Origin of the sequence: Streptomyces sp. AgN23, assembly GCF_001598115.1 — a bacterium.
Classification (GTDB): Bacteria; Actinomycetota; Actinomycetes; order Streptomycetales; family Streptomycetaceae; genus Streptomyces; species Streptomyces antimycoticus.
In genome coordinates, this window is the sequence record NZ_CP007153.1 from 8,961,377 (window position 1) to 8,986,523 (window position 25,147).

Annotated in this window: 28 protein-coding genes; 12 read left to right on the forward strand and 16 right to left on the reverse strand. The window is 72.4% G+C overall.

Annotation, left to right across the window (positions count from 1 at the left end; all coding sequences use genetic code 11):
- The first annotated feature begins 53 nt into the window (after positions 1–53).
- Together AS97_RS38820 and AS97_RS38825 are read left to right on the forward strand one after the other, a co-directional pair.
- Positions 54–290 (forward strand): hypothetical protein, encoded by a 237-nt coding sequence (locus AS97_RS38820; protein ID WP_236669821.1) that lies wholly within the window; start codon positions 54–56, stop codon positions 288–290.
- A 122-nt stretch (positions 291–412) separates the two neighbouring features.
- Positions 413–637, forward strand: a complete 225-nt coding sequence (locus AS97_RS38825; protein WP_059145889.1) for a hypothetical protein — start codon at positions 413–415, stop codon at positions 635–637.
- Positions 638–698: 61 nt separating this feature from the next.
- On the opposite strand, the gene AS97_RS38830 is transcribed toward AS97_RS38825, so the two are convergent.
- The 9 genes from AS97_RS38830 to bioB form a co-directional block, all read right to left on the reverse strand.
- Entirely contained in the window at positions 699–1,703 is a 1,005-nt protein-coding gene (locus AS97_RS38830; RefSeq protein WP_059145833.1) for a hemolysin family protein, read from the reverse strand.
- Positions 1,700–3,064 (reverse strand): hemolysin family protein, encoded by a 1,365-nt coding sequence (locus AS97_RS38835; protein WP_210566545.1) that lies wholly within the window; start codon positions 3,062–3,064, stop codon positions 1,700–1,702. The genes AS97_RS38830 and AS97_RS38835 overlap by 4 nt, the downstream gene beginning before the upstream one ends.
- Before the next feature lie 82 nt (positions 3,065–3,146).
- The gene (locus tag AS97_RS38840) at positions 3,147–3,572 is read right to left on the reverse strand and encodes a GNAT family N-acetyltransferase (RefSeq protein ID WP_059145831.1); all 426 of its coding nucleotides are present in this window, start codon (positions 3,570–3,572) and stop codon (positions 3,147–3,149) included.
- Positions 3,573–3,624: 52 nt separating this feature from the next.
- Complete coding sequence (locus AS97_RS38845) at positions 3,625–4,542, reverse strand: LLM class F420-dependent oxidoreductase (RefSeq protein WP_210566546.1); 918 nt, start codon at positions 4,540–4,542, stop codon at positions 3,625–3,627.
- Positions 4,543–4,680: 138 nt separating this feature from the next.
- The gene (locus AS97_RS38850) at positions 4,681–5,493 is read right to left on the reverse strand and encodes an ABC transporter ATP-binding protein (protein WP_059145829.1); all 813 of its coding nucleotides are present in this window, start codon (positions 5,491–5,493) and stop codon (positions 4,681–4,683) included.
- Positions 5,494–5,640: 147 nt separating this feature from the next.
- A complete protein-coding gene (locus AS97_RS38855) occupies positions 5,641–6,324 on the reverse strand; it encodes a class I SAM-dependent methyltransferase (RefSeq protein ID WP_210566547.1) in 684 nt (227 codons plus the stop codon).
- Between the two features lie 71 nt (positions 6,325–6,395).
- Positions 6,396–7,100: a dethiobiotin synthase gene (gene bioD, locus AS97_RS38860; protein WP_059145827.1), complete on the reverse strand. Its 705-nt coding sequence runs from the start codon at positions 7,098–7,100 to the stop codon at positions 6,396–6,398.
- A 100-nt stretch (positions 7,101–7,200) separates the two neighbouring features.
- Entirely contained in the window at positions 7,201–8,517 is a 1,317-nt protein-coding gene (locus AS97_RS38865; RefSeq protein ID WP_086706045.1) for an adenosylmethionine--8-amino-7-oxononanoate transaminase, read from the reverse strand.
- Positions 8,510–9,730, reverse strand: a complete 1,221-nt coding sequence (bioB, locus tag AS97_RS38870; protein ID WP_059145825.1) for a biotin synthase BioB — start codon at positions 9,728–9,730, stop codon at positions 8,510–8,512. Before bioB ends, AS97_RS38865 begins: the two co-directional genes overlap by 8 nt.
- Positions 9,731–9,899: 169 nt before the next feature.
- On the opposite strand from bioB, the gene AS97_RS38875 reads away from it, so the two are divergent.
- Complete coding sequence (locus AS97_RS38875; RefSeq protein ID WP_125756828.1) at positions 9,900–11,123, forward strand: 8-amino-7-oxononanoate synthase; 1,224 nt, start codon at positions 9,900–9,902, stop codon at positions 11,121–11,123.
- Positions 11,124–11,189: 66 nt separating this feature from the next.
- Here AS97_RS38875 and AS97_RS38880 read toward each other — a convergent pair whose 3' ends face one another.
- Together AS97_RS38880 and AS97_RS38885 are read right to left on the reverse strand one after the other, a co-directional pair.
- The gene (locus AS97_RS38880) at positions 11,190–11,426 is read right to left on the reverse strand and encodes a DUF397 domain-containing protein (protein WP_059145823.1); all 237 of its coding nucleotides are present in this window, start codon (positions 11,424–11,426) and stop codon (positions 11,190–11,192) included.
- Positions 11,427–11,435: 9 nt separating this feature from the next.
- A complete protein-coding gene (locus AS97_RS38885; RefSeq protein WP_086706044.1) occupies positions 11,436–12,305 on the reverse strand; it encodes a helix-turn-helix transcriptional regulator in 870 nt (289 codons plus the stop codon).
- Between the two features lie 278 nt (positions 12,306–12,583).
- Between AS97_RS38885 and AS97_RS38890 the strand changes: the two genes are divergently transcribed.
- Positions 12,584–13,012: an ATP-binding protein gene (locus AS97_RS38890; protein ID WP_059145821.1), complete on the forward strand. Its 429-nt coding sequence runs from the start codon at positions 12,584–12,586 to the stop codon at positions 13,010–13,012.
- Positions 13,013–13,018: 6 nt separating this feature from the next.
- On the opposite strand, the gene AS97_RS38895 is transcribed toward AS97_RS38890, so the two are convergent.
- From AS97_RS38895 to AS97_RS38910, 4 genes are all read right to left on the reverse strand, one after another.
- Complete coding sequence (locus tag AS97_RS38895; protein ID WP_059145820.1) at positions 13,019–14,254, reverse strand: hypothetical protein; 1,236 nt, start codon at positions 14,252–14,254, stop codon at positions 13,019–13,021.
- Positions 14,255–14,420: 166 nt separating this feature from the next.
- On the reverse strand, positions 14,421–14,894 hold the full coding sequence (locus AS97_RS38900) for a C40 family peptidase (protein ID WP_059145819.1): 474 nt from the start codon (positions 14,892–14,894) through the stop codon (positions 14,421–14,423).
- A 365-nt stretch (positions 14,895–15,259) separates the two neighbouring features.
- Positions 15,260–15,568, reverse strand: coding sequence for a hypothetical protein (locus AS97_RS38905; RefSeq protein ID WP_059145818.1), 309 nt, complete (start codon positions 15,566–15,568; stop codon positions 15,260–15,262).
- A gap of 5 nt (positions 15,569–15,573) precedes the next feature.
- Positions 15,574–16,209, reverse strand: a complete 636-nt coding sequence (locus AS97_RS38910) for an ATP-dependent Clp protease proteolytic subunit (RefSeq protein WP_059145817.1) — start codon at positions 16,207–16,209, stop codon at positions 15,574–15,576.
- An 84-nt stretch (positions 16,210–16,293) separates the two neighbouring features.
- On the opposite strand from AS97_RS38910, the gene AS97_RS38915 reads away from it, so the two are divergent.
- Positions 16,294–16,608: a type II toxin-antitoxin system Phd/YefM family antitoxin gene (locus AS97_RS38915; protein WP_059145816.1), complete on the forward strand. Its 315-nt coding sequence runs from the start codon at positions 16,294–16,296 to the stop codon at positions 16,606–16,608.
- Positions 16,609–16,656: 48 nt separating this feature from the next.
- Here the strand turns inward: AS97_RS38915 and AS97_RS38920 are convergent, their stop codons facing one another.
- Positions 16,657–17,610 (reverse strand): M28 family metallopeptidase, encoded by a 954-nt coding sequence (locus AS97_RS38920; RefSeq protein WP_059145815.1) that lies wholly within the window; start codon positions 17,608–17,610, stop codon positions 16,657–16,659.
- A 323-nt stretch (positions 17,611–17,933) separates the two neighbouring features.
- On the opposite strand from AS97_RS38920, the gene AS97_RS38925 reads away from it, so the two are divergent.
- The 7 genes from AS97_RS38925 (at position 17,934) to AS97_RS38955 (ending at position 25,131) form a co-directional block, all read left to right on the forward strand.
- Positions 17,934–18,236: an urease subunit gamma gene (locus AS97_RS38925; RefSeq protein ID WP_059145814.1), complete on the forward strand. Its 303-nt coding sequence runs from the start codon at positions 17,934–17,936 to the stop codon at positions 18,234–18,236.
- 16 nt (positions 18,237–18,252) lie between these two features.
- Positions 18,253–18,564 carry an urease subunit beta gene (locus AS97_RS38930; protein ID WP_059145813.1) on the forward strand — a complete coding sequence of 104 codons (312 nt, stop codon included), beginning with the start codon at positions 18,253–18,255 and terminating at the stop codon, positions 18,562–18,564.
- Positions 18,557–20,278 carry an urease subunit alpha gene (locus tag AS97_RS38935; RefSeq protein ID WP_059145812.1) on the forward strand — a complete coding sequence of 574 codons (1,722 nt, stop codon included), beginning with the start codon at positions 18,557–18,559 and terminating at the stop codon, positions 20,276–20,278. Before AS97_RS38930 ends, AS97_RS38935 begins: the two co-directional genes overlap by 8 nt.
- Positions 20,279–20,725: 447 nt before the next feature.
- Positions 20,726–21,385: an urease accessory UreF family protein gene (locus AS97_RS38940; RefSeq protein ID WP_059146227.1), complete on the forward strand. Its 660-nt coding sequence runs from the start codon at positions 20,726–20,728 to the stop codon at positions 21,383–21,385.
- 58 nt (positions 21,386–21,443) lie between these two features.
- Positions 21,444–22,136: an urease accessory protein UreG gene (gene ureG, locus AS97_RS38945; RefSeq protein WP_210566548.1), complete on the forward strand. Its 693-nt coding sequence runs from the start codon at positions 21,444–21,446 to the stop codon at positions 22,134–22,136.
- A gap of 464 nt (positions 22,137–22,600) precedes the next feature.
- Entirely contained in the window at positions 22,601–23,359 is a 759-nt protein-coding gene (locus tag AS97_RS47925; RefSeq protein WP_247204857.1) for an urease accessory protein UreD, read from the forward strand.
- 128 nt (positions 23,360–23,487) lie between these two features.
- The gene (locus AS97_RS38955) at positions 23,488–25,131 is read left to right on the forward strand and encodes an alpha/beta hydrolase (RefSeq protein WP_210566550.1); all 1,644 of its coding nucleotides are present in this window, start codon (positions 23,488–23,490) and stop codon (positions 25,129–25,131) included.
- Positions 25,132–25,147 lie beyond the last annotated feature (16 nt).

Consider the following 25,147-nt stretch of genomic DNA (forward strand, 5'->3'; position numbering starts at 1 on the left):
CTATCCCGGTGCGCGGGCTGCGTTGACCGCCGACCGCGAGCATGATGAGCCGCATGGCGATGACCCACATCTACTTCGAGGGCGGGGCGCGGAACGGGACGACGGTCAGCTGGAATCTGGAGCCCGGCGCGGACATCTATGACGACAACATCTTCCGGCCACCGGAGCTGTACCGGCGGACGAACCGCGCCAAGGTCATCGGCCGGGTCGAGTACGTGATCTTCCGCTACGACCCGATGGGCACCCGGCCCGGCACCGGCCCCGGAACCGCCCCGGGCCCCCGCCGCTGAGCCTCGCGCGGCCGTCCGGGCGATGCCCTCCGGTTGGCCCGCTTGGACCGCGCGGGGTTCCGCGCGCCGCGTGGCGGGGCAGTCTGGTCGACGTGGATGCCTTCGAATGCGACCGCACGACCATGGCCATCGTCGCCGCCGCGCTCGCCGACGACGGGGAGGGCGCCGCCGCCCTCCTGGAGCCGCTCGAGATGCGCGATGCGTGCCGGGTCGCGGTGCGGCTCGCCGCGATGGCCGCCCATGCGCTGGTGACGGTGGCCGAGGAGGGCGGCGGGGGACGGGAGGAGGCGCTGGCCCATTGGCAGGAGTGCATCATCGCCCATGAGTCCAGACGCATCGAGGAGTGACCGGAGGCGACGAGGAATGTCGGCGCGCGGCCCATATGCGATCAGGCCCGGCCGGCTGTGATCAGGCCACCAGCTCGCGCAGCACGTCCTCCATGGTCACCAGCCCCTCCAGCCGTCCGTCCGCGGCGATGACCGCCGCGAGGTGGGTGCGGCTGTCGCGCATCGCGGTGAGCACGTCGTCCAGCGGCGTATGGGACCGCACCCGGGGGATCGGGCGCAGCTGATCGGGGCCGAACGGCACATCCCGGGGCCCTGCGTCCAGCGCGTCCTTCACATGCAGATAGCCCAGGATCCGCCCGGAGTCGTCAACCACCGGGAACCGCGAGAAGCCGGTCCGCGCCGCCAGCTGTTCCAGCTCCTCGGGGGTCACCCCGAGCTGCGTCTTGACCACCTGCTCCATGGGCAGCACGACATCCCGCACCCGTCGCCGGCCCAGCTCCAGCGCGTCCCGCAGCCGCTCGGTGGACCGGTCGTCCAGCAGCCCGGCCTCGCTGGAGTCCGAGACCATCCGGGCCAGCTCGGCATCGGAGAAGGTCGCCGCGACCTCGCCCTTGGGCTCCACGCGCATCAGCTTCAGCAGCCCGTTCGCCAGGGAGTTCACCCCGAAGATCACCGGGCGCAGGGTGCGGGCGAGGGCGACCAGGGGCGGGCCGAGCAGCAGCGCGGTGCGCACCGGCTCGGCCAGCGCCACGTTCTTCGGCACCATCTCGCCGAACAGCATGTGCAGATAGGTGGCCACGGTCAGCGCGATCACGAACGAGACCGGGTGCACCAGCCCCAGCGGCAGCCCCACCACATGGAAGAACGGCTCCAGCAGATGCGCGATGGCCGGTTCCGCGACGGCGCCCAGCACCAGCGTGCACAGCGTGATCCCGAGCTGGGCCGCGGCCAGCAGCGCGGAGAGGTGCTCCAGGGCCCACAGCACGGACCGCGCCCGCCGGTCGCCCTGCTGGGCGTGTGGATCGATCTGGCTGCGGCGCACCGAGATCAGGGCGAACTCCGCGCCCACGAAGAAGGCGTTGAGGACCAGCGTCAGCAGGCCGATGAGCAGCTGGAGGACGGTCATCGGCCCGCCGCCCCCTCGGCCCCGGGCACGCCGCCGTCGCCATCGCTCCCGGCACCGCGCACCGGCGCCCGCAGCCGGACCCGGGCCGCCCGGTGGCTCGTCACCTTGCGCACCTCCATGAACCAGCCCGCCTGCTCGACGGTGTCGCCGACGGCCGGGATCCGGCCCAGCTCGGTGGCGATCATCCCGGCCAGGGTCTCGTACGGGCCCGGCGGCACGCGTAGCCCGATGCGCTCCAGCTGATCGACGCGGGCCGCGCCGTCCGCGTCGTAGAGCATATGGCCCTCCGTGTCCCGGCCCATCGGAATCAGATGGGGGGTCTCGTGCGGATCGTGCTCGTCGCGGACCTCGCCGACCACCTCCTCGACGATGTCCTCCAGCGTGACGACCCCGGCCGTACCGCCGTACTCGTCGATGACCACGGCCATGCTGCGCTGCGTCGAGAGCCGGTCCAGCAGCCGGTCCACGGTCAGCGGCTCCGGGACGAACAGCGCCTCGCGCATCAGATCGGAGACCGGGCGGCGGGGCCGCTCCTCGGCGGGGACCGCCAGGACGTCCTTGATGTGGACGAGGCCGGTCACCGTGTCCAGGCTGCTCTGGTAGACGGGGAAGCGGGACAGCCCGGTGGCGCGGGTCGCGTTGGCGACGTCCTCGGCGGTGGCCCGTACGTCCAGCGCCACCACCCGCACCCTCGGGGTCATCACGTTCTCCGCGGTGAGCTCGGCGAGGTTGAGGGTGCGGACGAACAGCTCGGCGGTGTCCTTCTCCAGCGCGCCCTCCTTGGCGGAGTGCCGGGCGAGGGCGATCAGCTCCTGCGGGCCGCGCGCGGAGGCCAGCTCCTCGGCGGGCTCCAGGCCCATCCGCCGCACGGTGTGGTTGGCGGTGTTGTTGAGATGGCTGATCAGCGGGCGGAAGACGAAGCTGAAGACGCGCTGCGGGGTGGCCACGGCCTTGGCGACCGGCAGCGGCCGGGAGATGGCCCAGTTCTTGGGCACCAGCTCGCCGACGACCATCAGCACGACGGTCGACAGAAAGGTGCCGAGCACCAGCGCGGCCGAGCGGACGGCCGACTGGGGTACCCCCATCGCGGTGAGCGGCCCGGCCAGCAGGGCCGCGACGGACGGCTCGGCCAGCATGCCGACGACCAGATTGGTCACGGTGATGCCGAGCTGCGCGCCGGAGAGCTGGTAGGTGAGGCTCCGCACGGCCTTCAGCGCCCCGGCCGCGCCGCGCTCCCCGCGTTCGGCCGCCCGTTCCAGCTCGCTGCGCTCGACCGTGGTCAGCGAGAACTCGGCCGCGACGAAGGCGCCACAGGCCACCGCCAGGAGGAGCGCCACGGCCAGGAGGAGGACTTCGGTCATCGGTTCACCTCCGTCCCATGATCCGCCAGAGACCGGATGAACGCAGCCCCCGCGCGGCCGCGCCGGGGACGGCCGCGCCGGGTCAGGGGCACAGCGGCTTGACCCAGCGGCTCCACTGCGGCTGGCGCTCATAGCCCGCCGCGCGCCACGCCTGGTGGGCGAGCCCGTTCTCGTTGAGCACCATCGCGTCCCCGCGCCGTCCACCCAGGGCCGTGAACCGCTCCTCGGCCGCCGCCAGCAGGGCCGTCGCCACCCCCCGGCGGCGGTGCCCGGGGTGGACGGCCAGCCGGTACAGATGGCAGCGCCAGCCGTCGAAACCGGCGATCACCGTTCCGGCGAGTTCCCCGTCCCGCTCGGCCAGCAGCAGCGACTCCGGGTCGCGGTCGAGCAGCCGGGCCACCCCGTCCCGGTCGTCGCTGATGCTGGTGCCCTCCGCCGCCTCTTTCCAGAAGGCGAGCACGGGGTCGAGGTCGGCGGGGGCCGCGGCCCGTATCCGAAGATCGTTCATGGCCGCATCCCATCATCGGGCGGACCGCGGCGTCGACGGGAATTCCACCCGGTCAGCTGCCGTGCAGCTCCTCGATCACCGGGGCGAACGCCTCCATGTTGTGCTCCAGCACGGTGAAGTACGAGAAGCCGAAGCGCTCGCGGTGGGCCCGCAACTGCTCCGCCATCTCCTTGGCGTCCCCCAGCAGCAGCGCCGGGTGCTCCAGCATCTGGTCCTCGGTGAGGCCCGGTGCGTACGGGGACAGCTCACGTACCTTGGCGCGCCGGTCGGCGCTGGGCCCGGCCATCTGGATGAGGTAGTTCAGCTCGATCGCCTCGCCCGGCTCATCGGCCCCCTCCGCCCGCCCCGCCTCGGCGGCGAAGCGGCGGAAGGCGCCCACCCGCTCCTCCAGCGCCTCGGGGCTGATCAGCTGCATGGCGCCCTGGGGTTTGCCCGGGGCCTGCACCGCCCCGGAGAACGCCGCGATGTCCGCATGGCGCGCGGCCAGCCGCAGCAGCCGGTCGCCGTTGCCGCCGAGCAGCAGCGGCGGGCGCGGGGACTGCGCGGGCCGCGGCCGGTGCTCGGCATCGGTCAGCAGACGCTCCAACTCGGCCACGGTATGCACCAGATGGTCCACCCGCTCCCGGGGTGAACCGAAGGGCAGCCCGGCGCTGTCGTGCTCGGCCTTGACATAGCCGGCGCCCAGGCCGAGCTCCAGCCGGCCGTCGGTCAGCGCGTCGCAGGTGGCCACCTCCCGGGCGAGCAGCGCGGAGTTCCAGAAGCCGGCGTTGAGTACGAAGGTGCCCAGCCGCGGGCGCTCGGTCGCCTCGGCGGCGGAGGTCAGCGCCGGGAACGGGGCGGGGTTGCCGAGGTGGTCGGGGGTCAGCAGCACGTCATAGCCGAGGTGCTCGGCGTGGCGGCACTTCGCCCGCCATGCCTCGGCCGATTCAAGGGTGAGCAGATTGACTCCGAAGCGGAACGGCCTTGCCATGAGCCCTCCTTGAGCGCGGATACGGTGAACGTATCCGAGATCGGCGCCGTTCGAGGTCCCTTGTCCCCACTCTCGCTCACTCGCCCCTCATTCACCGGTCCGGCCGATCGGGCACCGGCCGGGGACGGTGCCCGGGGCTCAGCCCAGCGGGTCGGGTTCCGGCTCGGCCCCGGGCGTGGCCCTGGTGAAGATGTGCATCCGCTCCAGCACCGCCTCGGCCGTGGGCCGCTCCATCCGGTCCACGATCCGGCCGTCGGCGAGGAAGAGCACCAGATCGGAGTGGGCGGCGGCGCTCGGGTCGTGGGTGACCATGACGACCGTCTGGCCCAGCTCGTCGACGGCCTCCCGTAGAAAGCGCAGCACCTCCAGGCCGGACCGGGAGTCCAGGTTGCCGGTGGGCTCGTCCGCGAAGATCAGCTCGGGGCGGGAGGCGAGCGCCCGGGCGCAGGCCACCCGCTGCTGCTGTCCGCCGGACAGCTGGGCGGGCCGGTGCCGCAGCCGGTCCCGCAGCCCGAGGGTGTCGATGACCCGGTCCACCCACTCCCGGTCGGGCTTGTGGCCCGCGATGTCCATGGGCAGGGTGATGTTCTCGGCCGCGTTGAGCGTGGGCAGCAGATTGAACGACTGGAACATGAAGCCGATCCGGTCGCGGCGGAGCTGGGTCAGCTCCTTGTCGCCCAGGCCGGTGATCTCGGTGTCGCCCAGCCAGGCCTGGCCCGACGAGACCGTGTCGAGACCGGCCAGACAGTGCATCAGGGTGGACTTGCCGGATCCGGACGGGCCCATCACCGCGGTGAACCGGCCCCGTTCGATCTCCACGTCCACCGCGTCCAGCGCGAGCACGGCCGTCTCGCCGCTGCCGTACGCCTTGGTCAGGGACCGGGCGCGGGCCGCCGCATGGGCGCCGCCCTCCGCGAACCCGTCCGTCTTCGTTGCCGCCGGTGTGGACACGATGCCTCCCCGTATCGGAACGTCGTGCCCTCGATGGTAGGGACCCGGCCGCCGATGCGCCCACCCGCGGGCGCGGGCGCACAGGAATGCGATGACGGGCGGGAGGGCGATGCCGGGGTGCGCAGACGATGCCCGGCGCCCATCCGGTTACGGACGCGAAGGCGATACCGGGCGGCGCGCGGCGCCCAGTACGCACGGGGACGTCGGCAGCGCCGGGCCCCGCTCGGGGATGCGCAGCCGGCGGTGGCCGAGCGGCTCGAAGCCCGCGGCCTCGATCTCCGATCGCACCTCGCGCGCCGTATGGCAGCCGCCGAACATCAGCGGCCACACCGTGCGGTCCAGCGCCCGCTGGGTGGTCGCCAGGACCCGGCCCTCGGCGCGCCCGTGCTCGAGGAAGCGCAGCTCACCGCCGGGCCGCAGCACTCGCAGCAGCTCGGCGAGCGCGCGCCGCACATCGCGCACCGAGCACAGCACCAGACAGGCCACCGCCGCGTCGAACGCCTCGCTCTTGACCGGCAGCGCCTCGGCGACGCCCGGCACCACGTCCACCGGCACCCCGGCCCGCAGCCCCGCCCGGGTGGCCAGCCGCCGCAGATGGCGCTCGGGTTCGATGGCGACCACCTCGGAGACGGTTTGGGGGTAGTGGGGGAAGTTCAGCCCGTTGCCCGCGCCGATCTCGATGACCCGGCCGGACAGCCCGGCCAGCAGCTCGCCGCGCAGCTCACCGATCCCCGCCCGCTCGTCGGCCAGGGGGCCCATTCTGGCGTAGCAGCGGGCGAAGAACGGGTGGTGGACGGCGTCACGCGGGGGCGTGCGACGGCATACGGGCATGGGAGCTCCCCCTTGTCCCAGGTACGGACGATGGAACCGGTACCGGGATTCTGCCCACGCGGGGGCCCTCGCTACGCGGCCAGCCGCGCCGCGTCCCAGCTCCCGCCCAGCCGGGGCGCCAGCCACCCGGGTGCCTGGGCGCGGAAGTCGGCGGGCGGAAGGGCCGGGGCGCCCTGGGGGATGGCGCCGAGTAGCGGGACACCGGACGAATCCGGCAGATCGGCCACATTGCAGCGGGAGGCGAGATCCGCGGCGGCGGGCCAGCTGCCGATGACGACGCCGGGGCACGCCAGCCCGCGGGCGCGCAGCGCCTCGGTGGTCAGGGTGGTCGCGTTGAGCGTGCCGAGGCCCGCGTGGGCGACCACGAGGACGGGCGCGCCGAGCAGCCGGGCCGCGTCGGCGAGCGTCGCCCCCGTCTCGTCGAACCGTACGAGCAGCCCGCCCGCGCCCTCGACCAGCACCAGATCGTGCTCGGCGGCCAGCTTCTCGGCCGCCTCCGCCACCTCGTGGGGCCGCACCGGCGGCCGTCCGGCGCGGCGGGCGGCGGTGGCGGGGGCCAGCGGCTCGGGGTAGCGGGCGAGTTCGAGCAGGGTCACCGCGCCGGCGAGCCGGGCCACCTCCGCGGCGTCGCCCGGTTCGCCCTCCGCGACACCGGTCTGGGCGGGTTTGAGTACCGCCACCGAGCGGCCGCGTGCGAGCGCCGCGGCGGCGACGGCCGCCGTGCTGACGGTTTTTCCGATTTCGGTGCCCGTGCCGGTGACGACCAGTACTGACATCTTCGTTTCCGTAACCTTTCGCTTTCGTTCGTGCTCCCGGCCTGCCCCGGTGCGGTCGGTCCCTATGGGCGGGAGGCCGACCGCGAGCGGAGCGGGCGGGTCAGACGGCCGCGGCCGCGGCCGCCCGTACCGCCGTGCAGATCCGGGCCAGATCGTGGTCGCCCGTGATGTACGGCGGCATGGTGTACAGCAGATCGCGGAACGGGCGCAGCCATACACCCTCGCGCACCGCGGCCCGCGTCGCCGCCGCCATCCCCGCGTCGTCCATCGGACGGTCCAGCTGGACGACGCCGATCGCGCCGAGCACCCGCACCTCCCGGACGCCCGGCAGCTCGGCCGCCTCCGCGAGACCGTCCCGCAGCCCGGTCTCGATCCGCTTGACCTCCTGCCGCCAGTCGTAGGAGAGCAGCAGCTCGATCGAGGCGCAGGCGACGGCCGTGGCCAGCGGATTGCCCATGAACGTCGGGCCGTGCGCGAGCACCGGCACCTCGCCGCGCGAGATGCCCTCTGCCACCCGCGGGGTGCACAGCGTGGCCGCGAGGGTCAGATAACCCCCGGTCAGCGCCTTGCCCAGACACATCACATCGGGGCACAGCCCCGCGTGCTCGGCCGCGAAAAGCGCCCCCGAGCGGCCGAAGCCCGTGGCGATCTCGTCGAACACCAACAGCACATCGTGCTCGTCGCACGCCTCGCGCAGCACCCGCAGCAGCGCGGGGGAGTGGAAGCGCATCCCGCCCGCGCCCTGGACCACCGGCTCCACGATCACCGCGGCCAGCTCATGGGCGTGTCGGGCCACCAGCTCGCGTACGTGTGCCTCGTACGCCGGGTCGGGGGCCGCGTCGAAACCGGGCGGCGGCGCGTCCGCGAAGATCTGCTCGGGCAGCACACCGGACCACAGCCGGTGCATTCCGCCGTCCGGGTCGCACACCGCCATCGGCTGCCAGGTGTCGCCGTGGTAACCGCCGCGCCAGGTCAGCAGCCGCCGCTTGGCGGGGCGGCCGAGGGAGCGCCAGTACTGCAGGCACATCTTCACCGCGACCTCGACCGACACCGAACCGGAGTCGGCCAGGAACACATGGCGCAGCGGCTCCGGGGTGATCTCCACCAGACGGGTGGCCAGCCGGACGGCGGGCTCATGGGTGAGCCCGCCGAACATCACATGGCTCATCCGGTCCAGCTGACCCCGCGCGGCGTCGTTGAGCGCCGGGTGGTTGTAGCCGTGGATGGCGGACCACCACGACGACATCCCGTCCACCAGCTCGCGGACGCCCTCCACCGGCTCGGCCAGCCGCAGCCGGACCCCGGCCGCGGACTCCACGACCAGGGGGTCCTGGCGGCCGGGCATCGGGCCGTACGGATGCCAGACGTGCTGCCGGTCCAGCGCCCGCAGCTCGGCCGGGGTCAGCGGCTCAGGCATTGGGCGGCAGATCCGTGCCCGCACCGCGGCGGCGCACCGCGACCAGATCGGCGTGGGACCCCTCCGCGGTCGCCGGGGTGGAGACCGTGGCACCGGCCGCCGCCTGGGCGGGTACGGCGTCGGCGGGTGCCGCGTCACCGCACGGGCCGCAGCCACCGCCCTCCGCGCCGTGGCCGCCGCAGCCGGAACCGGCGGCGGCAGCTGCGTCCGCGCGGTGCTTGGGCAGCGTCGTGGTGTCGGTGCCCTCCACCTCGAAGCCCGCGTCGGCGATCATCGCCAGATCGTCCTTGCCCGACTGGCCCTCGGTGGTCAGATAGTCGCCGAGGAAGATCGAGTTCGCCAGGTTCAGGGCCAGCGGCTGCAGCGTCCGCAGATGGATCTCGCGGCCGCCCGCGAGCCGCACCTCCACGTCCGGGCAGACGAACCGCACCATCGCCAGGATCCGCAGACAGCGCTGCGGGGTGAGGTTCCAGTCGCCGGCCAGCGGGGTGCCCTCGATCGGGATGAGGAAGTTGACCGGCACCGAGTCCGGGTCCAGATCGCGCAGCGAGAAGACCACGTCCACCAGGTCCTCGTCCGACTCGCCCATGCCCGCGATCAGACCGGAGCAGGCGGACATCCCCGCCGCCTGGGCCTGCTGCACGGTCGAGACCCGGTCGGCGTAGGTGTGGGTGGTCGTGATGTCGCCGTAGGTCGCCTCGGAGGTGTTGAGGTTGTGGTTGTACGCGTTCGCCCCCGCGTCCTTCAGCCGCGCCGCCTGACCGTCGGACAGCAGCCCCAGACAGGCGCAGATCTCGACGTCCTGGTGCTCCTCCTTGATGGCGGCGATGGTCTGGGAGACCCGGTCCACGTCGCGATCGGTCGGACCGCGTCCGCTGGCCACCAGGCACACTCGCTTGGCGCCGCCCGCGACCCCGGCGCCCGCCGCGGCGGCCGCCTGCTCCGGCTTGAGCCAGGTGTACTTGAGGATCTCGGACTTCGAGCCCAGCCGCTGCGAGCAGTAGGAGCAGTCCTCGGGGCACAGCCCCGACTTCAGGTTCACCAGATAGTTGAGCTTCACCCGCCGCCCGAACCAGGCGCGGCGCACCTTGCCCGCCGCGGCCACCACATCGAGCAGCTCGTCATCGGAGGTCGCCAGGACGGCGAGCGCCTCTTCGCGGGTCGGCGATTCGCGCCGCAACCCCTTGTCCACCAGCGTGTTCAGCAGGTCCATGGCGACGATCCTTTCCTACCCCACCGCTCCCGGCCAAGGAGGGACCGCACAAGACGTGCGGATCGGGGTGTGGGTATTGCCACACCATGACCGGGCATGGAGGGGGCTACGTTCTATCCGGACCCGACAGTCGGTGCCCTTGACGAGGCCACGGAAGGCGAGGCAGCCGATGCCCCAGGACCGCCCGGACGACGCGTTCGCATGGATCGACGCACAGCGGGAGCGGCGCGACCGGGCCGGGCTGGTGCGTCGGCTCAGCCCCCGGCCCGCCGACTCCCCGCTGCTCGATCTGGCGAGCAACGACTATCTGGGGCTGGCCCGCCACCCGGAGGTGACGGCCGCCGCGGCCGCGGCGGCCCAGCGCTGGGGCGCGGGGTCCACCGGGTCGCGCCTGGTCACCGGCTCGACCGAGCTGCACACCACACTGGAGCGGGAACTCGCCGAGTTCTGCGGTTTCGAGGCGGCCCTGGTGTTCTCCTCCGGCTACGCCGCCAATCTGGCCGCCGTCTCCGCGCTGAGCGGCCGGGACGCCCTGATCGTCTCCGACGCGGGCAATCACGCCTCGCTCATCGACGGCTGCCGGCTCTCCCGCGCCGAGGTCGCCGTCGTCCCGCACGCCGACCCGGACGCTGTGCGCAAGGTGCTGGGCGCGGCCGAAGAGGACACGCGGGAGGAGGCCGCCGAGGCCGCCGAGGCCGCCGAGGCGGCCGGAGCGGTCCCGGGGCGCCGGTGCGCCCTCGCCGTCAGCGACTCGGTCTTCTCCGTCGACGGCGACGCCGCCCCGCTGGCCGCCCTCGCCGCGGCCTGCCGTGCCCACGGCGCGGCGCTGGTGGTGGACGAGGCCCACGGCCTGGGGGTGCTCGGCGAGGGCGGGCGCGGCGCGGTGCACGGGGCCGGGCTCGCGGGCGCGCCGGATGTGGTGGTCACGGCGACCCTCTCCAAGTCGCTCGGCAGCCAGGGCGGGGTGGTGCTGGGGCCCGCCCGGGTGATCGAGCACCTGGTGAACACCGCACGCACGTTCATCTTCGACACCGGGCTCAACCCGGCGGCCGTGGGCGCCGCCCTGGCGAGCCTGCGGCTGCTGCGCCGGGAGCCGGAGCGCGCCGCCCGCGTCCGTACGGTCGCCATGGGGCTGTACGGACGGCTGACCGCCGCCGGGCTGACCGCGGTGCGGCCGGACGCGTCGGTGGTGTCGGTGCGGGCCCCGTCGCCGGAGCAGGCGGTGCGCTGGGCCGCGGACTGCCGCGCGGCCGGGCTGCTGGTGGGGTGCTTCCGCCCGCCGTCCGTCCCCGACGGCATCTCGCGGCTGCGGCTGACGGCGCGTGGGGATCTGACGGAGGAGCAGGTGGGGAGGGCGGTCGACGTGATCGTGAAGACCGCGCCGACCGCCTGATGGCTCACTGACGGGAGGGTGAACGGATCAGCCGTTCACCGGCGGAACAGATACTTCACTGACGGATCAGCTTCCGGTTCCGGCTGAGCGGGAGGTGCCGGAGCCGAGGCCGTCGTCCTTGAGCCCATCGAGGAAGGAGACCCAGGTCGACGGGGTGAACAGCAGGACGGGGCCCGCCGTGTTCTTCGAATCGCGCACGCCGAGCCGGTCAGACCCCAGCAGGGCCGTCTCGACGCAGTTGTTCATGCCGACGCTGTAGCTGCTGCGCAGCCAGTGGACGGACTTGGCGGACATACTGGACATGGTGCCCCCTCAGGCGCCGCCCCCGATTTTGTTGATGAAGGACAACGATTCCTCAGGTGTCAGGGCGCGGGTCCGCAGTACTTCGAATGCGGCGCTGTACGCCCGGAGGTCTTCTTTCCGCTCCAGATAGAGGCTACTCGTCAGGTGGTCGAGAACTACTACGTCCAGGTCACTAATGTGCGGAAAAGAGAAAATAATGAAAGGACCTGTCATACCAATGGGCATTCCGACGGAGAATGGCAGCACCTGCAGCTGCACCTGAGGCAATGCGCAAAGATTGGCCAGATGGCTCAATTGCGCCGTCATTACCTCGGGTCCGCCCACCTCGCGCCGCAGCGCCGCCTCGTCCAGCACCGCGTGCAGCCGCAGCGGCCGCTCGCCGTGCAGCACCGACTGACGCGCGATCCGCACCTCCACCAGCGAGTCCACCTGGGGCCGCGGCAGATCCGGGAGCGCCGCGAGGGTCACCGCCCGTGCGTACTCCGGGGTCTGCAGCAGACCCGGCACCACCGTGGTCTCCAGGGTGTACGCGTCCGACGCCTCCGCCTCCAGGCTGATGAAGTCCCGGTAGGCGGGCGGCAGTAGATCGCGGTACGCGTACCACCAGCCGCGCCGTGACCCCTCCGGATCCGAGGCGCCCCCGCGGCACAGTGCCTCCAGCAGGGCGCGCAGCTCCGGGTCGGCTACCTCGTAGACCTCCAGCAGCCGCGCCACATCCGAGGGTTTGGCCCCGCTCCGGCCGGTCTCGATCCGGCTCACCTTCGACTGATGCCAGCCCAGCCGGAGGGCGACCTCACCGCTGGTGAGTCCGGCCAGATCACGCTGGCGGCGGAGTTCCGCGCCGAGCTTGCGACGGCGCACCGCCGGGCCGTACCGCATGAGTTCTCCCTCCCGCCTTTCCCCTTGCCGGCGCGTCACCCACAGCGCGTGTCGCACCAGTGGCCCAGTGTGCCTCCCAAATCCGGTTTTCCGTAGCAGAGTTCACCGCTTTGGGCGACAGATATATGCATAACTCGGTGGATCGCCCCCGTTGCGGCGGGCATCGGTGGCACTCTGACGCGTAGAGCCGTCAGGGCAGCCCACGACTTCACCGGCTTCGCAGCTCCACCTTCCAACGCGTCCGCAGCCGCGCCCCGGCGGGAAAGGGACAGGCCGTCATGGCAGACCATCAGGAAGCATCCGTCACTCTGCCGAGCGCACCGGCGTCGGTTCCCGCGGCACGTGCCTATGTCACGGACGTGCTTGCCGAATGGGGGCTCGGGCAGGGAGGGGAGGCCGCGGACACCGTGCGGCTGATCGTCTCCGAGCTCGCGACCAACGCCGTGGAGCACACCGTGGGCCAGTCGCCCACCTTCACCGTGGACCTACGGCTCGACCACGAGCAGCGGCTGGAGATCGGGGTCACCGACAGCCATCCCCAATGGCCCAGATGGCTGCCGCTGGCCACCCAGCAGGACAGCGGGCGCGGCATGGTCATCGTGCGCTGTCTGGCCGCGGAGTCGGGCGGCGAGGTGTTCGTCACCCCGACCGCGGACGGCGGCAAGACCGTCTGGATCGCCCTGCCGTGGACCGTGCCGGTCCGCTGAACCCGCTCACAGCACGCGCTGGGCCTGCCCCTCCGAGGCCCGCGCCTCGGCCAGCTGACGGATCCGGGTGAAGACCCGCCCGGCGGCCGGGCCGATCAGATAGTGCGGCATGTCGCCGCGCTCGATCACCCCGTACCGACTCGTGCCCATCAGGTACGAGGAGTAGAGGATCAGCCCGCTCGGCCGGTGCATGTCGACGGTGAGCGCCGAGAAGCCGGGGAACTCGTCGGTCTGATAGACGTGCAAGCCCTCCGCCTCCGCTCCATAGCGCTCCTTGAAGCGGCCGAACCGCTCCAGCGAATCCTTGATCTTCCGCGTCATGTCCTCCTGGTACTGGCGGGAGAGCGTGGCCGCCGCGTCCGAGGACGGGTCCAGCAGATAGCAGCGATAGGTGCCGCCCCGGCGCAGCAGCCCGAGGATCGCGTCGCGAAAGCGGGCCGGACGCTCGGTGGTGACCAGCCGGCTGGAGGAGGTGCGCAGCGCCGTCCCCATGTCGAGGACCTCCTCGCCCGCCGCGTCCAGCAGCCGCGCCTTCTCCTGGGGGCTCGGCCGCTCCGGATACGCGTGCACCGGGGATCCGTCCGAAAGCCCCCGGCCCGCCAGCCACGCCTTGGCCGCCCCGCCCGGACCACCGTCGCCCGCCATCAGATAGACGTCCTTGCCCTCATGGCTTCCCACATGGGCGAACAGCTCCGCATACGGCCCCGCGGTGCGGTACACATCCTCCGAGACCGCCAGGCAGTCCGCCGGAGTCGCCTTCTCCAGATGCGCGGCCAGATTGATGTCGGGGGAGTGGATGGTGCCGGTCCGGCCCTCGCCGGTGTGGCGTATCGCCCCCTTGTGCAATGCCATCCGCACATGCAGCTCCCCGTCCACCCCCGCCTGCGCGAACTCGTCGCGCAGATGGCGCAGATCCAGGGTGAGAAAGGTGCGGGCCGCCTCCAGCGCGACATCGCGGGCCACGCTCTCGCTGTCGTCGTGGACGGCGAAGAAGCCCCCGTCGCCGCGCCAGCTCCACAAGTCGCTGCGGGCACAGCGCCGCTGCGCCGAGAGCTGCCCGAGCCGGGCGCGCATCCGCTCGCGCAGCAGATCGAAGGCGTGGGCGGCGCGGTCCCTGGGGTTCGAGCGGACGATCGTCGAATAGCCGGACGTGTCGACGAAGAGGAGATACACCTGGTCGTAGGTCCGGTCGGCCTGGAAGGGCTCGCCATGGAAGGGCTCGCCGTGGAAGGGCTCGTTCATACCGGCACCGGACCGCGCTCGACGCCGCCGCGCGCCCCGCGGAACCCATCGTCGTCGTCGGGATACGCGTACGCCATGCGATGCCTCCGGTGGTCTACAGGGCCGGTCCACAGCGGTGTGGCCCGGCCCCGTCAACCTACCCACGGTCACTGACACCTACGGCGGGTCAGCGCACATGTCCGTACCAGACCTTCTTGGTCCAGATCCGCTCCAGCCGCACCACCGTGCCGGTCTTGGGGGCGTGCCAGATCCGGCCGCCGCCCGCGTACACACCGACGTGGTAGACGCCGCTCCCGGAGTGGAAGAACACCAGGTCCCCGCCCTTGCGGGAACCGGCCTTGATGTGGCGGGTCCGGTTGTACTGCGCGGCCGCGGTACGGGGCAGCCGCTTTCCGGCCCGCTTGTAGGCGTACTGCGTCAGCCCGGAGCAGTCGAAGCGCTTGGGCCCCTCCGCGCCGTACTTGTACGGTGCGCCCTTCTTCGACGCCGCGATCCGCAGCGCCTTGGCCGCGGCGGTCGCGGCCTCGGCCTCCGGTGGACAGCCCGGCGTCGCCACGGTGCCCCCCACAGCGGCGACGGTGAGGGCCGAGACGGCGCTCGCTCGCGAGAACATCCTGGGGATACGTATGTGCGCAGACATCACGCGCCACCCTTCGTGGGCCGACTCCGCCCCGGTGTGGTGGTGGAGTCCTGTCGTCCCCTGGGATGGTCACGCAGCCGCGGCGCCGGTTCCGACTCGAGAGGGTGCGGTGTGACGGTGGTCACTGCGGGGCCGTTCGGGTGGCGCCGGCCGCCCCGCCTCCACGTTCGTGACCTGCGCGAACGGCCGTGCCGGGGCGTGGTGGGGCGGACGGGGACACGGAGGCGGGACGTCCGCGGGCCGCAAGCCGGCCCGGTCCGGGCCGCCGGAATCCCGCTCCGCCGTTCGGGCGACGGCGGGGCGGCCTCGACGGGCGACGGCCGGGCGCCCCCGGCGGGCGGCGGGGCGGCCTCGGCGGGCGCGTCTCAGGCGCGCAGCGCCGGGGGCAGCGTGACCCGCTTCGCGCGCCGCTCCCCGTCCAGCACCCGCAGCGCCCGGGCCAGGGTCGCGGTGTGCAGCTCGCTCTCCCCGCGCTCATGCATCAGGGCCAGCGCGTCCCGCAGCGCGGTGGCCTTCCCCACCAGGGCCTGGGCGGCCCGCAGACCGCCGTAGGTGTCGCTGCCGCGCGCCGGGTTGATCCGGCCCAGCAGATCGACCACGTCCAGATAGCCGTCCACGACGCCCCCCTCCGCGCGGGTGAGCGCGGGCAGCGGGGGCAGCTCCGGTGGCAGCACCCCGCTCACCTCGCCCGCAGCGGCGTGCCCGGCCGCTTACGGCTCTGGGTGACCTGGTCCACCAGCCCGTAGGCCACCGCGCCCTCGGCGTCGAAGATCTTGTCGCGGTCGATATCGGCCCGGATCCGCTCGGCGCTCTGGCCGGTGTGCCGCACCAGCATCTGCTCGAGCATCTCCTGGGTGCGCCGCAGCTCATTGGCCTGGATCTCGAGATCGGAGGTGGTGCCCTCCACCGGCTCGGCGAACGCGGCCTGGTGGATGAGGATCCGCGCCCCCGGCAGGGCCAGCCGCTTGCCCGGGGTGCCGGCGGCCAGCAGCACGGCGGCCGCCGACGCGGCCTGGCCCAGGCAGATCGTCTCGATGTCGCAGGAGACGAAGTGCAGGGTGTCGTAGACCGCCGTCATGGCCCCGAACGAGCCGCCGGGCGAGTTGATGTAGAGCGAGATGTCCTGCTCGGGCGCGGCGTGCTCGAGGTGGATCAGCTGCGCGATCACATCGTTGGCGGCGGTGTCGTCGATGGGGGTGCCGAGGAAGACGATGCGCTCGGAGAGCAGCTTGGAGTACGGGTTCATGGTGTGCGTCCCCGAGCTGGTGCGCTCGGTGAACTCGGGCAGGACATAGCGCGCGGTCGATCGTTCCATCGCGTCACCTCTCGGCGTCGTCGGGCGTCGTGGGCTTGGCTCCGTAAAAAATGTACAGGATGTACATCCCGATATGATGGGAGCATGGCTTACGAGATTCCAGTGACGCAAGCCCGTGCAGAGCTCGCGGAGCTGATCAACCGCGTGGTGTACGGCGGCGAGAGGGTGGTCGTCACGCGCCACGGGAAGCCGCTTGTCGCCTTCGTCTCCGCCGCTGACCTGCAGCGGCTGGAGGAGATCGAAGCGGATGCGGAGGAGCGCGCGGAGGAGCAGGTGATCAGCACCGTGTCGTCGATGCGCCCCACCTCGTCCGCTCCGGGCGAACGGCGGCGCTTCGGTATCGCGGCGGAACACAACGGCCCGGACGCCGGGGATCGGCGTCCGGGCCGCGAGGAGTGACGGACGGGACAGGACCGGCTCAGCGCCGGTCGGGTGCGGGGACGCTCGTCAGGAGCTGAGCGTCCAGATCGCGTTGGCGATGGCGTCGGTGTTCAGGTCCAGCGCCTTGTCGTCGATGTTCGACGTCTTGTCGCAGGCGGAGTGGTAGCACGGGTCGAACGCCTCGCCCGCCTTGCCGCCCCACTTTTCCGCCTGCTCCTGGCTCATGGTGGCCTCGGCGCCGGTGAACAGACCGCCGACCCGCACCCCGGCGTCCTTGAACGGGGCGTGGTCCGAGCGGCCGTCGCCCTCGGTCTCCGGGTCGGTGGAGATGTCCTTCGCGGCGTACCAGTCGGTGAAGACCTTCTCCAGCTCCGGGTCGTCGTCATAGACGAAGTAGCCCGGGTTGGGGGAGCCGAGCATGTCGAAGTTGAGGTAGGAGTCGATCTTCGACTTGTCGTCGTCCGCCAGACTGTCGACGTAGTGCGTCGAGCCGACCATGCCGTCCTCCTCGTCGCCCCACCAGGCGAACCGCAGGTGCTTGGTGGGCTGGAGGTCGGCCTTGGCCACGGCGAGCGCGACCTCGAGGATCGCGGCCGAGCCGGAACCGTTGTCGTTGATGCCGGGGCCGGCCTCGACCGAGTCGAGATGGGATCCGGCCATCACCACCTTGCCCTCATCGCCGCCCTTCCAGTCGGCGATGAGGTTGTAGCCCTTCTTGCCGCCGGAGGTGAACTCCTGCACGGAGGTGGTGAATCCGGCCTCGTCCAGCTTGCCCTTGATGAAGTCCACGGACTTCTGGTAGCCGGGCTGGCCATGGGCGCGGTTGCCGCCGTTGGCGTCCGCGATGGACTGCAGTTCGCCCAGGTCGGCCTTGACCGCCGCGACGTCCACGTCGGGGGCCGCGGCCTGGTTGTTGATGGTGGCCTCGGCGCCGGAGGCGCCGGTCAGCAGGGCCGCGGTGAGCGCGGCACCGGTTGCCGCCGCGAGGGTTCCGCGGCGAAATGACACTATTCGCTTCACAGTTGGGCTCCGTTGTGATGTGGGGGGTTGGAGCGGAGCAGGTGAATCATGGTGGTGCGGTGATGAGAATCGGGGGTACGCGGCGGGGCCGTCAAGTGCGATAGGCGGACACAGGGGTCCGCCGAGCGGAAATCGGGTGCCGGACCGGAGCCTGTCCGAGACCCGCCCGACCGTCTTGACCAGCAGCGATGGGGACTGATCAGTTAACGCTGACGAAACGCCACGGAACTAGCCTGCTCAGGCCGGGTGCGAGCCGCCCCGGTCCGTGCTGAGCGGGTGGTTTCCGCCGGGCGGTACGAAGATGAGGGGATGAGGTGGGAAGCGTGCGATTGACCCCACATGAGCAGGAACGTCTGCTCATCCATGTGGCCGCCGACGTGGCCGAGAAGCGACGGGCCCGGGGCGTACTCCTCAACCACCCCGAGGCGACGGCGCTGATCACCGCCCACATCCTGGAGGGGGCCCGGGACGGCCGCGGCGTCGCCGAGCTGATGGCTTCCGGCCGCCAAGTGCTCACCCGCGACGAGGTCATGGAGGGCGTCCCCGAGATGCTCCACGACGTCCAGGTCGAGGCCACCTTCCCCGACGGCACCAAGCTGGTCACCGTCCATCAGCCGATCGCCTGACGGGAGGGGCGTATCCGTGATCCCCGGAGAGATCCTGCACGCCGATGAGCCGGTGACCCTCAACGAGGGGCGGCCCGTCACCCGTCTCACTGTGCTCAACGCCGCCGACCGGCCCGTTCAGGTCGGTTCCCACTACCACTTCGCCGAGGCCAACCCCGGCCTCGACTTCGACCGCGCCGCCGCCCGCGGCAAGCGGCTGGACATCGCCGCGGGCACCGCCGTGCGCTTCGAACCGGGCATCCCCGTCGAGGTCGCCCTGATCCCGATCGCGGGGGAGCGGATCGTGCCGGGGTTGCGCGGGGAGACGGGAGGACGGCTCGATGACTGAGCTCCACCGCGCGGCGTACGCCGATCTCTTCGGCCCCACCACCGGGGACCGTATCCGGCTCGCCGACACCGACCTGTTCATCGAGATCGAGGAGGACCGCGGCGGCGGGCCCGGCCGGGCCGGGGACGAGGCGGTCTTCGGCGGCGGCAAGGTCATCCGCGAATCCATGGGCCAGTCCCGCGCCACCCGCGCCGAGGGCACCCCCGACACCGTGATCACCGGCGCGGTCGTGCTCGACCACTGGGGCGTCGTCAAGGCGGATATCGGCCTGCGTGACGGCCGTATCACCGGTATCGGCAAGGCCGGGAACCCCGACACCATGGACGGCGTCCACCCCGACCTCGTCATCGGGCCCGAGACCGAGGTCATCGCGGGCAACGGCAAGATCCTCACCGCGGGCGCCATCGACGCCCATGTTCACTTCATCTCCCCGACCCTCGTCGACCAGGCGCTCTGCTCCGGGATCACCACCCTCGTCGGCGGCGGCACCGGCCCCGCCGAGGGCACCAAGGCGACCACCATCACCCCCGGCCCCTGGCATCTCGCCCGGATGTTCGAGGCGCTGGAGGGATATCCGGTCAACATCGGACTGCTCGGCAAGGGCAATACCGTCTCGCGCGAGGCGATGTGGTCCCAACTGCGCGGCGGAGCCCTCGGATTCAAGATCCATGAGGACTGGGGGGCGACTCCCGCCGCCATCGACGCCTGCCTCGGCGTCTGCGAGGAGAGCGGCGCCCAGCTCGCCATCCACACCGACACCCTCAACGAGGCGGGCTTCGTCGGCGACACCCTCGCCGCCATCGCCGGGCGCTGTGTCCACGCGTATCACACCGAGGGCGCGGGCGGCGGGCACGCACCCGACATCATCACCGTGGTCTCCCAGCCGCATGTACTGCCCAGCTCCACCAATCCCACGCGCCCGCACACCGTCAACACCGTCGAGGAACACCTCGACATGCTGATGGTCTGCCACCACCTCAACCCGGCCGTCCCCGAGGACCTCGCCTTCGCCGAGTCCCGCATCCGGCCCAGCACCATCGCCGCCGAGGACGTGCTGCACGACCTCGGCGCGATCTCGATCATCTCGTCCGACTCCCAGGCCATGGGACGGATCGGCGAGGTGGTGCTGCGCACCTGGCAGACCGCGCATGTGATGAAGCGGCGGCGCGGCGCCCTCCCCGGCGACGGCCGCGCCGACAACCACCGGGCACGCCGCTATGTCGCCAAATACACCATCAACCCGGCGGTGGCCCAGGGCCTCGACGGGGAGATCGGCTCCATCGAGACCGGGAAGCTGGCCGATCTCGTGCTGTGGGACCCCGCGTTCTTCGGCGTCAAACCGCAACTGGTGATCAAGGGCGGACAGATCGCCTACGCGCAGATGGGCGACGCCAACGCCTCCATCCCGACCCCGCAGCCCGTCCTGCCGCGCCCCATGTTCGGCGCACTCGGCCGCGCGGCGGCCACGGGCTCGGTCAACTTCGTGACCCAGACGGCGCTGGACGACGGGCTGGTGGACCGGCTGGCGCTCGGTAAGCGGTTCGCCCCGATCCGCTCCACCCGAGGGGTCACCAAGGCGGACATGCGGGAGAACGACGCCCTGCCGCGGGTCGAGGTCGACCCCGACACGTTTACGGTGACGATCGACGGCGAGCCCGTGGAACCGGCTCCGGCGGCGGAACTTCCCATGGCCCAGCGGTACTTCCTCTTCTGACGGGCTCGTCATGACCATGAACGAGATCTCGCCGCAGACTCCTGGGGACGGCGGGTGTTCGGCCACGGGTGGGCCGCCGGCGGACTCTCCCCAGCCCCGCCCCTTCCCACAACCAGGCGGCCGCGCCCCCTGGACCCCCGGCAACCCGCCCCCGGACGGACCGCATCCGGCCCGCCGGGCGGCGGAGGGCACGCCCGTCGGGCGAGCGGCGGGGGCGGGGCCACGGGCAGCGCAAGGGGGCCCGGGGGCGGGGGCGTGGGCCCCGGCGGGGTCCGGGGCGAAGCCTGCGGCGGGGTTCGGGGTGAAGTGCCCGGTGGGGTCCGGGGCGTGGGCCCCGGCGGGGTCCGGGGCGAAGCCTGCGGCGGGGTTCGGGGTGAAGTGCCCGGTGGGGTCCGGGGCGAGGGCCCCGACGGGGTTCAGGGCGAAGCCCGCGGCGGGGTCGCCGCGTTGCTCATCCTTGCCGATGGGCGGTTCCCGGCCGGGGGCCATGCTCACTCCGGCGGGGCCGAGGCCGCCGTCGCGGCGGGCCGGATCCGTGACGCCGCCTCCCTGGAGGCGTTCTGCCGGGGCCGGTTGCACACCGCCGGGCTCACCGCCGCCGGGCTCGCCGCCGCGGCCGCCGCCGGGCTCGACCCGCTCGTGCTGGACGAGGCGGCGGACGCCCGTACCCCAGCCTCCGCACTGCGCACCACTGCCCGGCGGCTCGGGCGCCAGCTGATGCGCGCCGCCCGGGCCACCTGGCCGTCGCCCGAGCTGGACGCCCTCGCCGCCGCCCGGCCGCGCGGGGCGCATCAGCCCGTGGTGCTCGGACTCACCGCGCGCGCCGCGGGACTCGGGCCGTCGGACGCCGCGTACGCCGCCGGGTACGAGGCGGTGAGCGGGCCCGCGACCGCCGCCGTACGGCTGCTGAGCCTGGACCCCTTCCACGCCACCGCTGTCCTCGCCCGCCTCGCCCCCGAACTCGACCACGTCGCGGCCCGCGCCGCCGAAGCCGCTCGGCGCGCCCTCGACGACGGTCCGGGTGCGCTGCCCGCCGCCTCCGCACCCCTGCTCGACATCGCCGCTGAACAGCACGCCACCTGGTCCGTACGTCTCTTCGCCTCGTGACCGCAGCAGGTGGCCGCGACCCACACCCCCCGCACCCCGTTGGAACACCGGAGCCGTCATGCATCTCGACCACGCGGACACCTACCCCCCGCGCCACACCTACGGCGCCGTCGCCCCCCACCGCCCCGACGGCACCCGCCGCGCGCTGCGCATCGGCCTCGGCGGACCGGTGGGCTCGGGCAAGACCGCGACCGTCGCCGCGCTGTGCCGGGCGCTGCGCGACCAACTCTCCATCGCCGTCGTCACCAATGACATCTACACCCGTGAGGACGCCGAGTTCCTGCTGCGCAATGCCGTACTGCCCGCCGAGCGCATCACCGCCGTGGAGACCGGGGCCTGCCCGCACACCGCGATCCGCGATGACATCTCGGCCAACCTGGAGGCGGTCGAGGAGCTCGAGGAGACCGTGGGCCCGCTCGATCTGATTCTCGTCGAGTCCGGTGGTGACAACCTCACCGCGACCTTCTCCAAGGGCCTGGTCGACGCGCAGGTGTTCGTCATCGATGTCGCGGGCGGCGACGACATCCCCCGTAAGGGTGGCCCAGGCGTGACCACCGCCGATCTGCTCGTCGTCAACAAGACCGACCTCGCTCCGTACGTCGGCTCCGACCTGGAGCGCATGGCCCGCGACGCCAAGGCCCAGCGCGGTGAACTCCCCGTCGCCCTCACCTCCCTGGTCGCCGAGGACGGCGTCCGTCCCGTCGCCGACTGGGTCCGCGCACGCCTGGCCGCCTGGACGGCGGCGGCATGACGCCCGACCCGGCCGCCGCGGCCCGCGCGGAGCCGCCCTGGGAGGGTGGCCCGGCCGCATCGGGCGAGGCACGGCCGCACCCCACGCCGCGGACGTCCGGACGCGGCTCGGCGCGGGAATCCCCGGCCAACGGGCGCGCCCCGGGCGCCTCCGGTTCGAATGCCGTCCCCAGTACGAAGGCCACTCCCGGTACGTCGGGCACCTCCGGTACGTCGGGCACCTCCGGTACGTCGGGCACCTCCGGTACGTCGGGCACCTCCGGTACGAGGGGCATCCCCGGTACACCGGGCACCTCCGGTACGAGGGGCATCCCCGGTACACCGGGCACGTCCGGTACACCGGGCACCCGCGCGCCGGGCACCGTCGGTACGAAGGCCACCCCCGCGACACCAGCCACCCCCGCCACATCGACCACCCCCGGCACCCCACGCGCCCCAGCCACCGCCGTACAGGCCACCGCCCGCATCCTCGCCGAGGTGGACGGACGTGGTGGCACCGCGTTGCCTGTCCTCGTCGGGGGCGGCCCGCTCGCGCTGCGGCGTACCCGGGCCATGGGTGGGGAGGCGCGCGTCACCGTGGTCGGTGCCATGAGCGCGCCCCTTGGTGGGGACCGGCTCGCCCTGGAGGCGACCGCCGGGCCGGGCGCCCGGCTGTACGTCGGCTCCGCCGCGGCCACCATCGCCCTGCCCGGGCGTTCGGGCCGGCCCGCCCACTACGAGATCCGGCTGACCGTCGCCGACGGCGCGACCCTGTACTGGCTGCCCGAGCCCCTCATCTCCGCCCAGGGCAGCGATCTGCGCATGACGACCCGGGTCGAACTCGCCCCCACCGCCCGCCTGGTGCTCCGCGAGGAGCAGATCCTGGGCCGTACCGGCGAATCCCCGGGCCATCTGACGGCCCGCCTCACCGTCCACCGCGCCGGGCGGCCCCTCCTCGACCAGGAACTCTCCTACGGCCCCGGCCCCGGCCCCGGCTCCGGCTCCGGCTCCGGCGCCGGTGCCCTGGGCTGGGACGGCGGCGCGGTGCTCGGCGGCCACCGCGCGGTGGGCCAACTCCTCGTCGTCGACCCGTCCTACGCCACGAGCCCGCTCGCCCCCCGCGCCCTCACCGGGACCGCCGTCCTCACACCCCTGACCGGCCCCGCCGCCCTGGCCACCGTCGTGGCGCCGGACGCGATCCACCTCCGCCGCACCCTCGATGAGGCGGCCGCGGCCGTGGGGTGATGTTCACGTCTTGATAAAGAAACGGCGGTTTGCCCTGTACTCGGCGGTAAGCAAGACAGAAGAATCCTGCCTGACACTCTGTGATCATCGCCGCTCCAGGCGGCGCAACAAAGCAGGGGGATTACTACGTGAGACGCACAGCACTCTTCGGCGTGGCCGGTGGTGTGATCACCGGGGCGCTGATAGCCGGTGCGCTGGCCGCCCCCACGGCTGGGGCCTCGGAGCGGACGCCCGGTGGGGCCGCCGAGGCGCGTGGCGTGGCGGTGGCCGCGGCCAAGGCCGCGAAGAAGGGCATCGACTGGGCGGACTGCCCGGCCGACTGGGGGCTGGCCAAGCCCATCCAGTGCGGCTATGTCACCGTGCCGCTCGACTACGCCAAGCCGAACGGCCGCACCATCAAGCTCGCCGTGGACCGGATCGGCAACACCGGCTCCGCCTCCGAGCGGCAGGGTTCGCTGATCTACAACCCGGGCGGGCCCGGCGGCTCCGGGCTGCGCTTCCCGACCCGGGTCACCACCAAGAACCCGCTGTGGGCGAAGACTTCGAAGGCGTACGACTTCGTCGGCTTCGACCCGCGCGGCGTGGGCCACTCCACGGCCATCTCCTGTGTGGACCCGCAGGAGTACGTCAAGGCCCCGAAGCTGGACCCGGTGCCCGACAGCGAGGCGGACAAGCGGGTCCAGCGCAAGCTGGCCCGGGAGTACGCCGAGGGCTGCAAGGAGCGCAGCGGCTGGATGCTGCCGCATATGACGACGCCCAACACCGCCCGTGACATCGACGTCATCCGGGCCGCGCTCGGCGACAAGAAGCTCAACTACCTGGGCGTGTCCTACGGAACGTACATCGGCGGCGTCTACGCGACGCTCTTCCCGACCCATGTGCGCCGGCTGATCGTGGACAGCGTGGTCAACCCCTCGCGGGAGAAGATCTGGTACCAGGCCAACCTGGACCAGGACGTCGCCTTCGAGATGCGCTGGAACGACTGGAAGGCGTGGGTCGCCAAGAACGACGCCGCCTACCACATCGGCGACACCCCCGCGAAGGTCCAGAAGCAGTGGGAGACGCTGCGCGCGGCCGCCAAGAAGAGCCCTATCGGCGGGGTCGTGGGCCCGGCCGAGCTGCTCGGGCTCTTCCAGAGCGCTCCGTACTACGACTCGTCGTGGGCCACCGTCGCCCAGGTGTGGAGCGACTACCTCGCCGGCGATGAGAAGGCCCTGGTCGAGGCCGCGGGCCCGGACATGTCCGACACCGCGGGCAACATCGCCTCGGAGAACGGCAACGCCGTCTACACGGCCGTCGAGTGTGCCGACACCAAGTGGCCGACCAGCTGGGCGAAGTGGGACCGGGACAACACCCGGCTCCACCGCGACTACCCCTTCCTGACCTGGTCCAACGCCTGGATGAACCTGCCGTGCGCCACCTGGGGTGCCAAGCAGCACACCCCGCTGGAGGTGGGCGCGGCCAAGGGGCTGCCCACGACGCTGATCGTGCAGAGCACCCGTGACGCCGCGACCCCGTACGAGGGCGCGGTGGAGCTGCACAAGCGGCTGAAGGGTTCGCGCCTGGTCACCGAGAAGGACGCCGGTTCGCACGGGGTCACCGGTCTGGTCAACCCGTGTGTCAACGACCGGGTGGACGCCTACCTGCTCAAGGGCACGGTGGACGCCAAGGACGTGACCTGCGCTCCGCACGCCACGCCGGTGCCCGCGAAGTCGGGTGCGTCCGCGAAGGACGCGAAGGCCGCCAAGGAGGCCGCCGCCCTCGTCAAGTAGTCGGCGAACGGCGGTA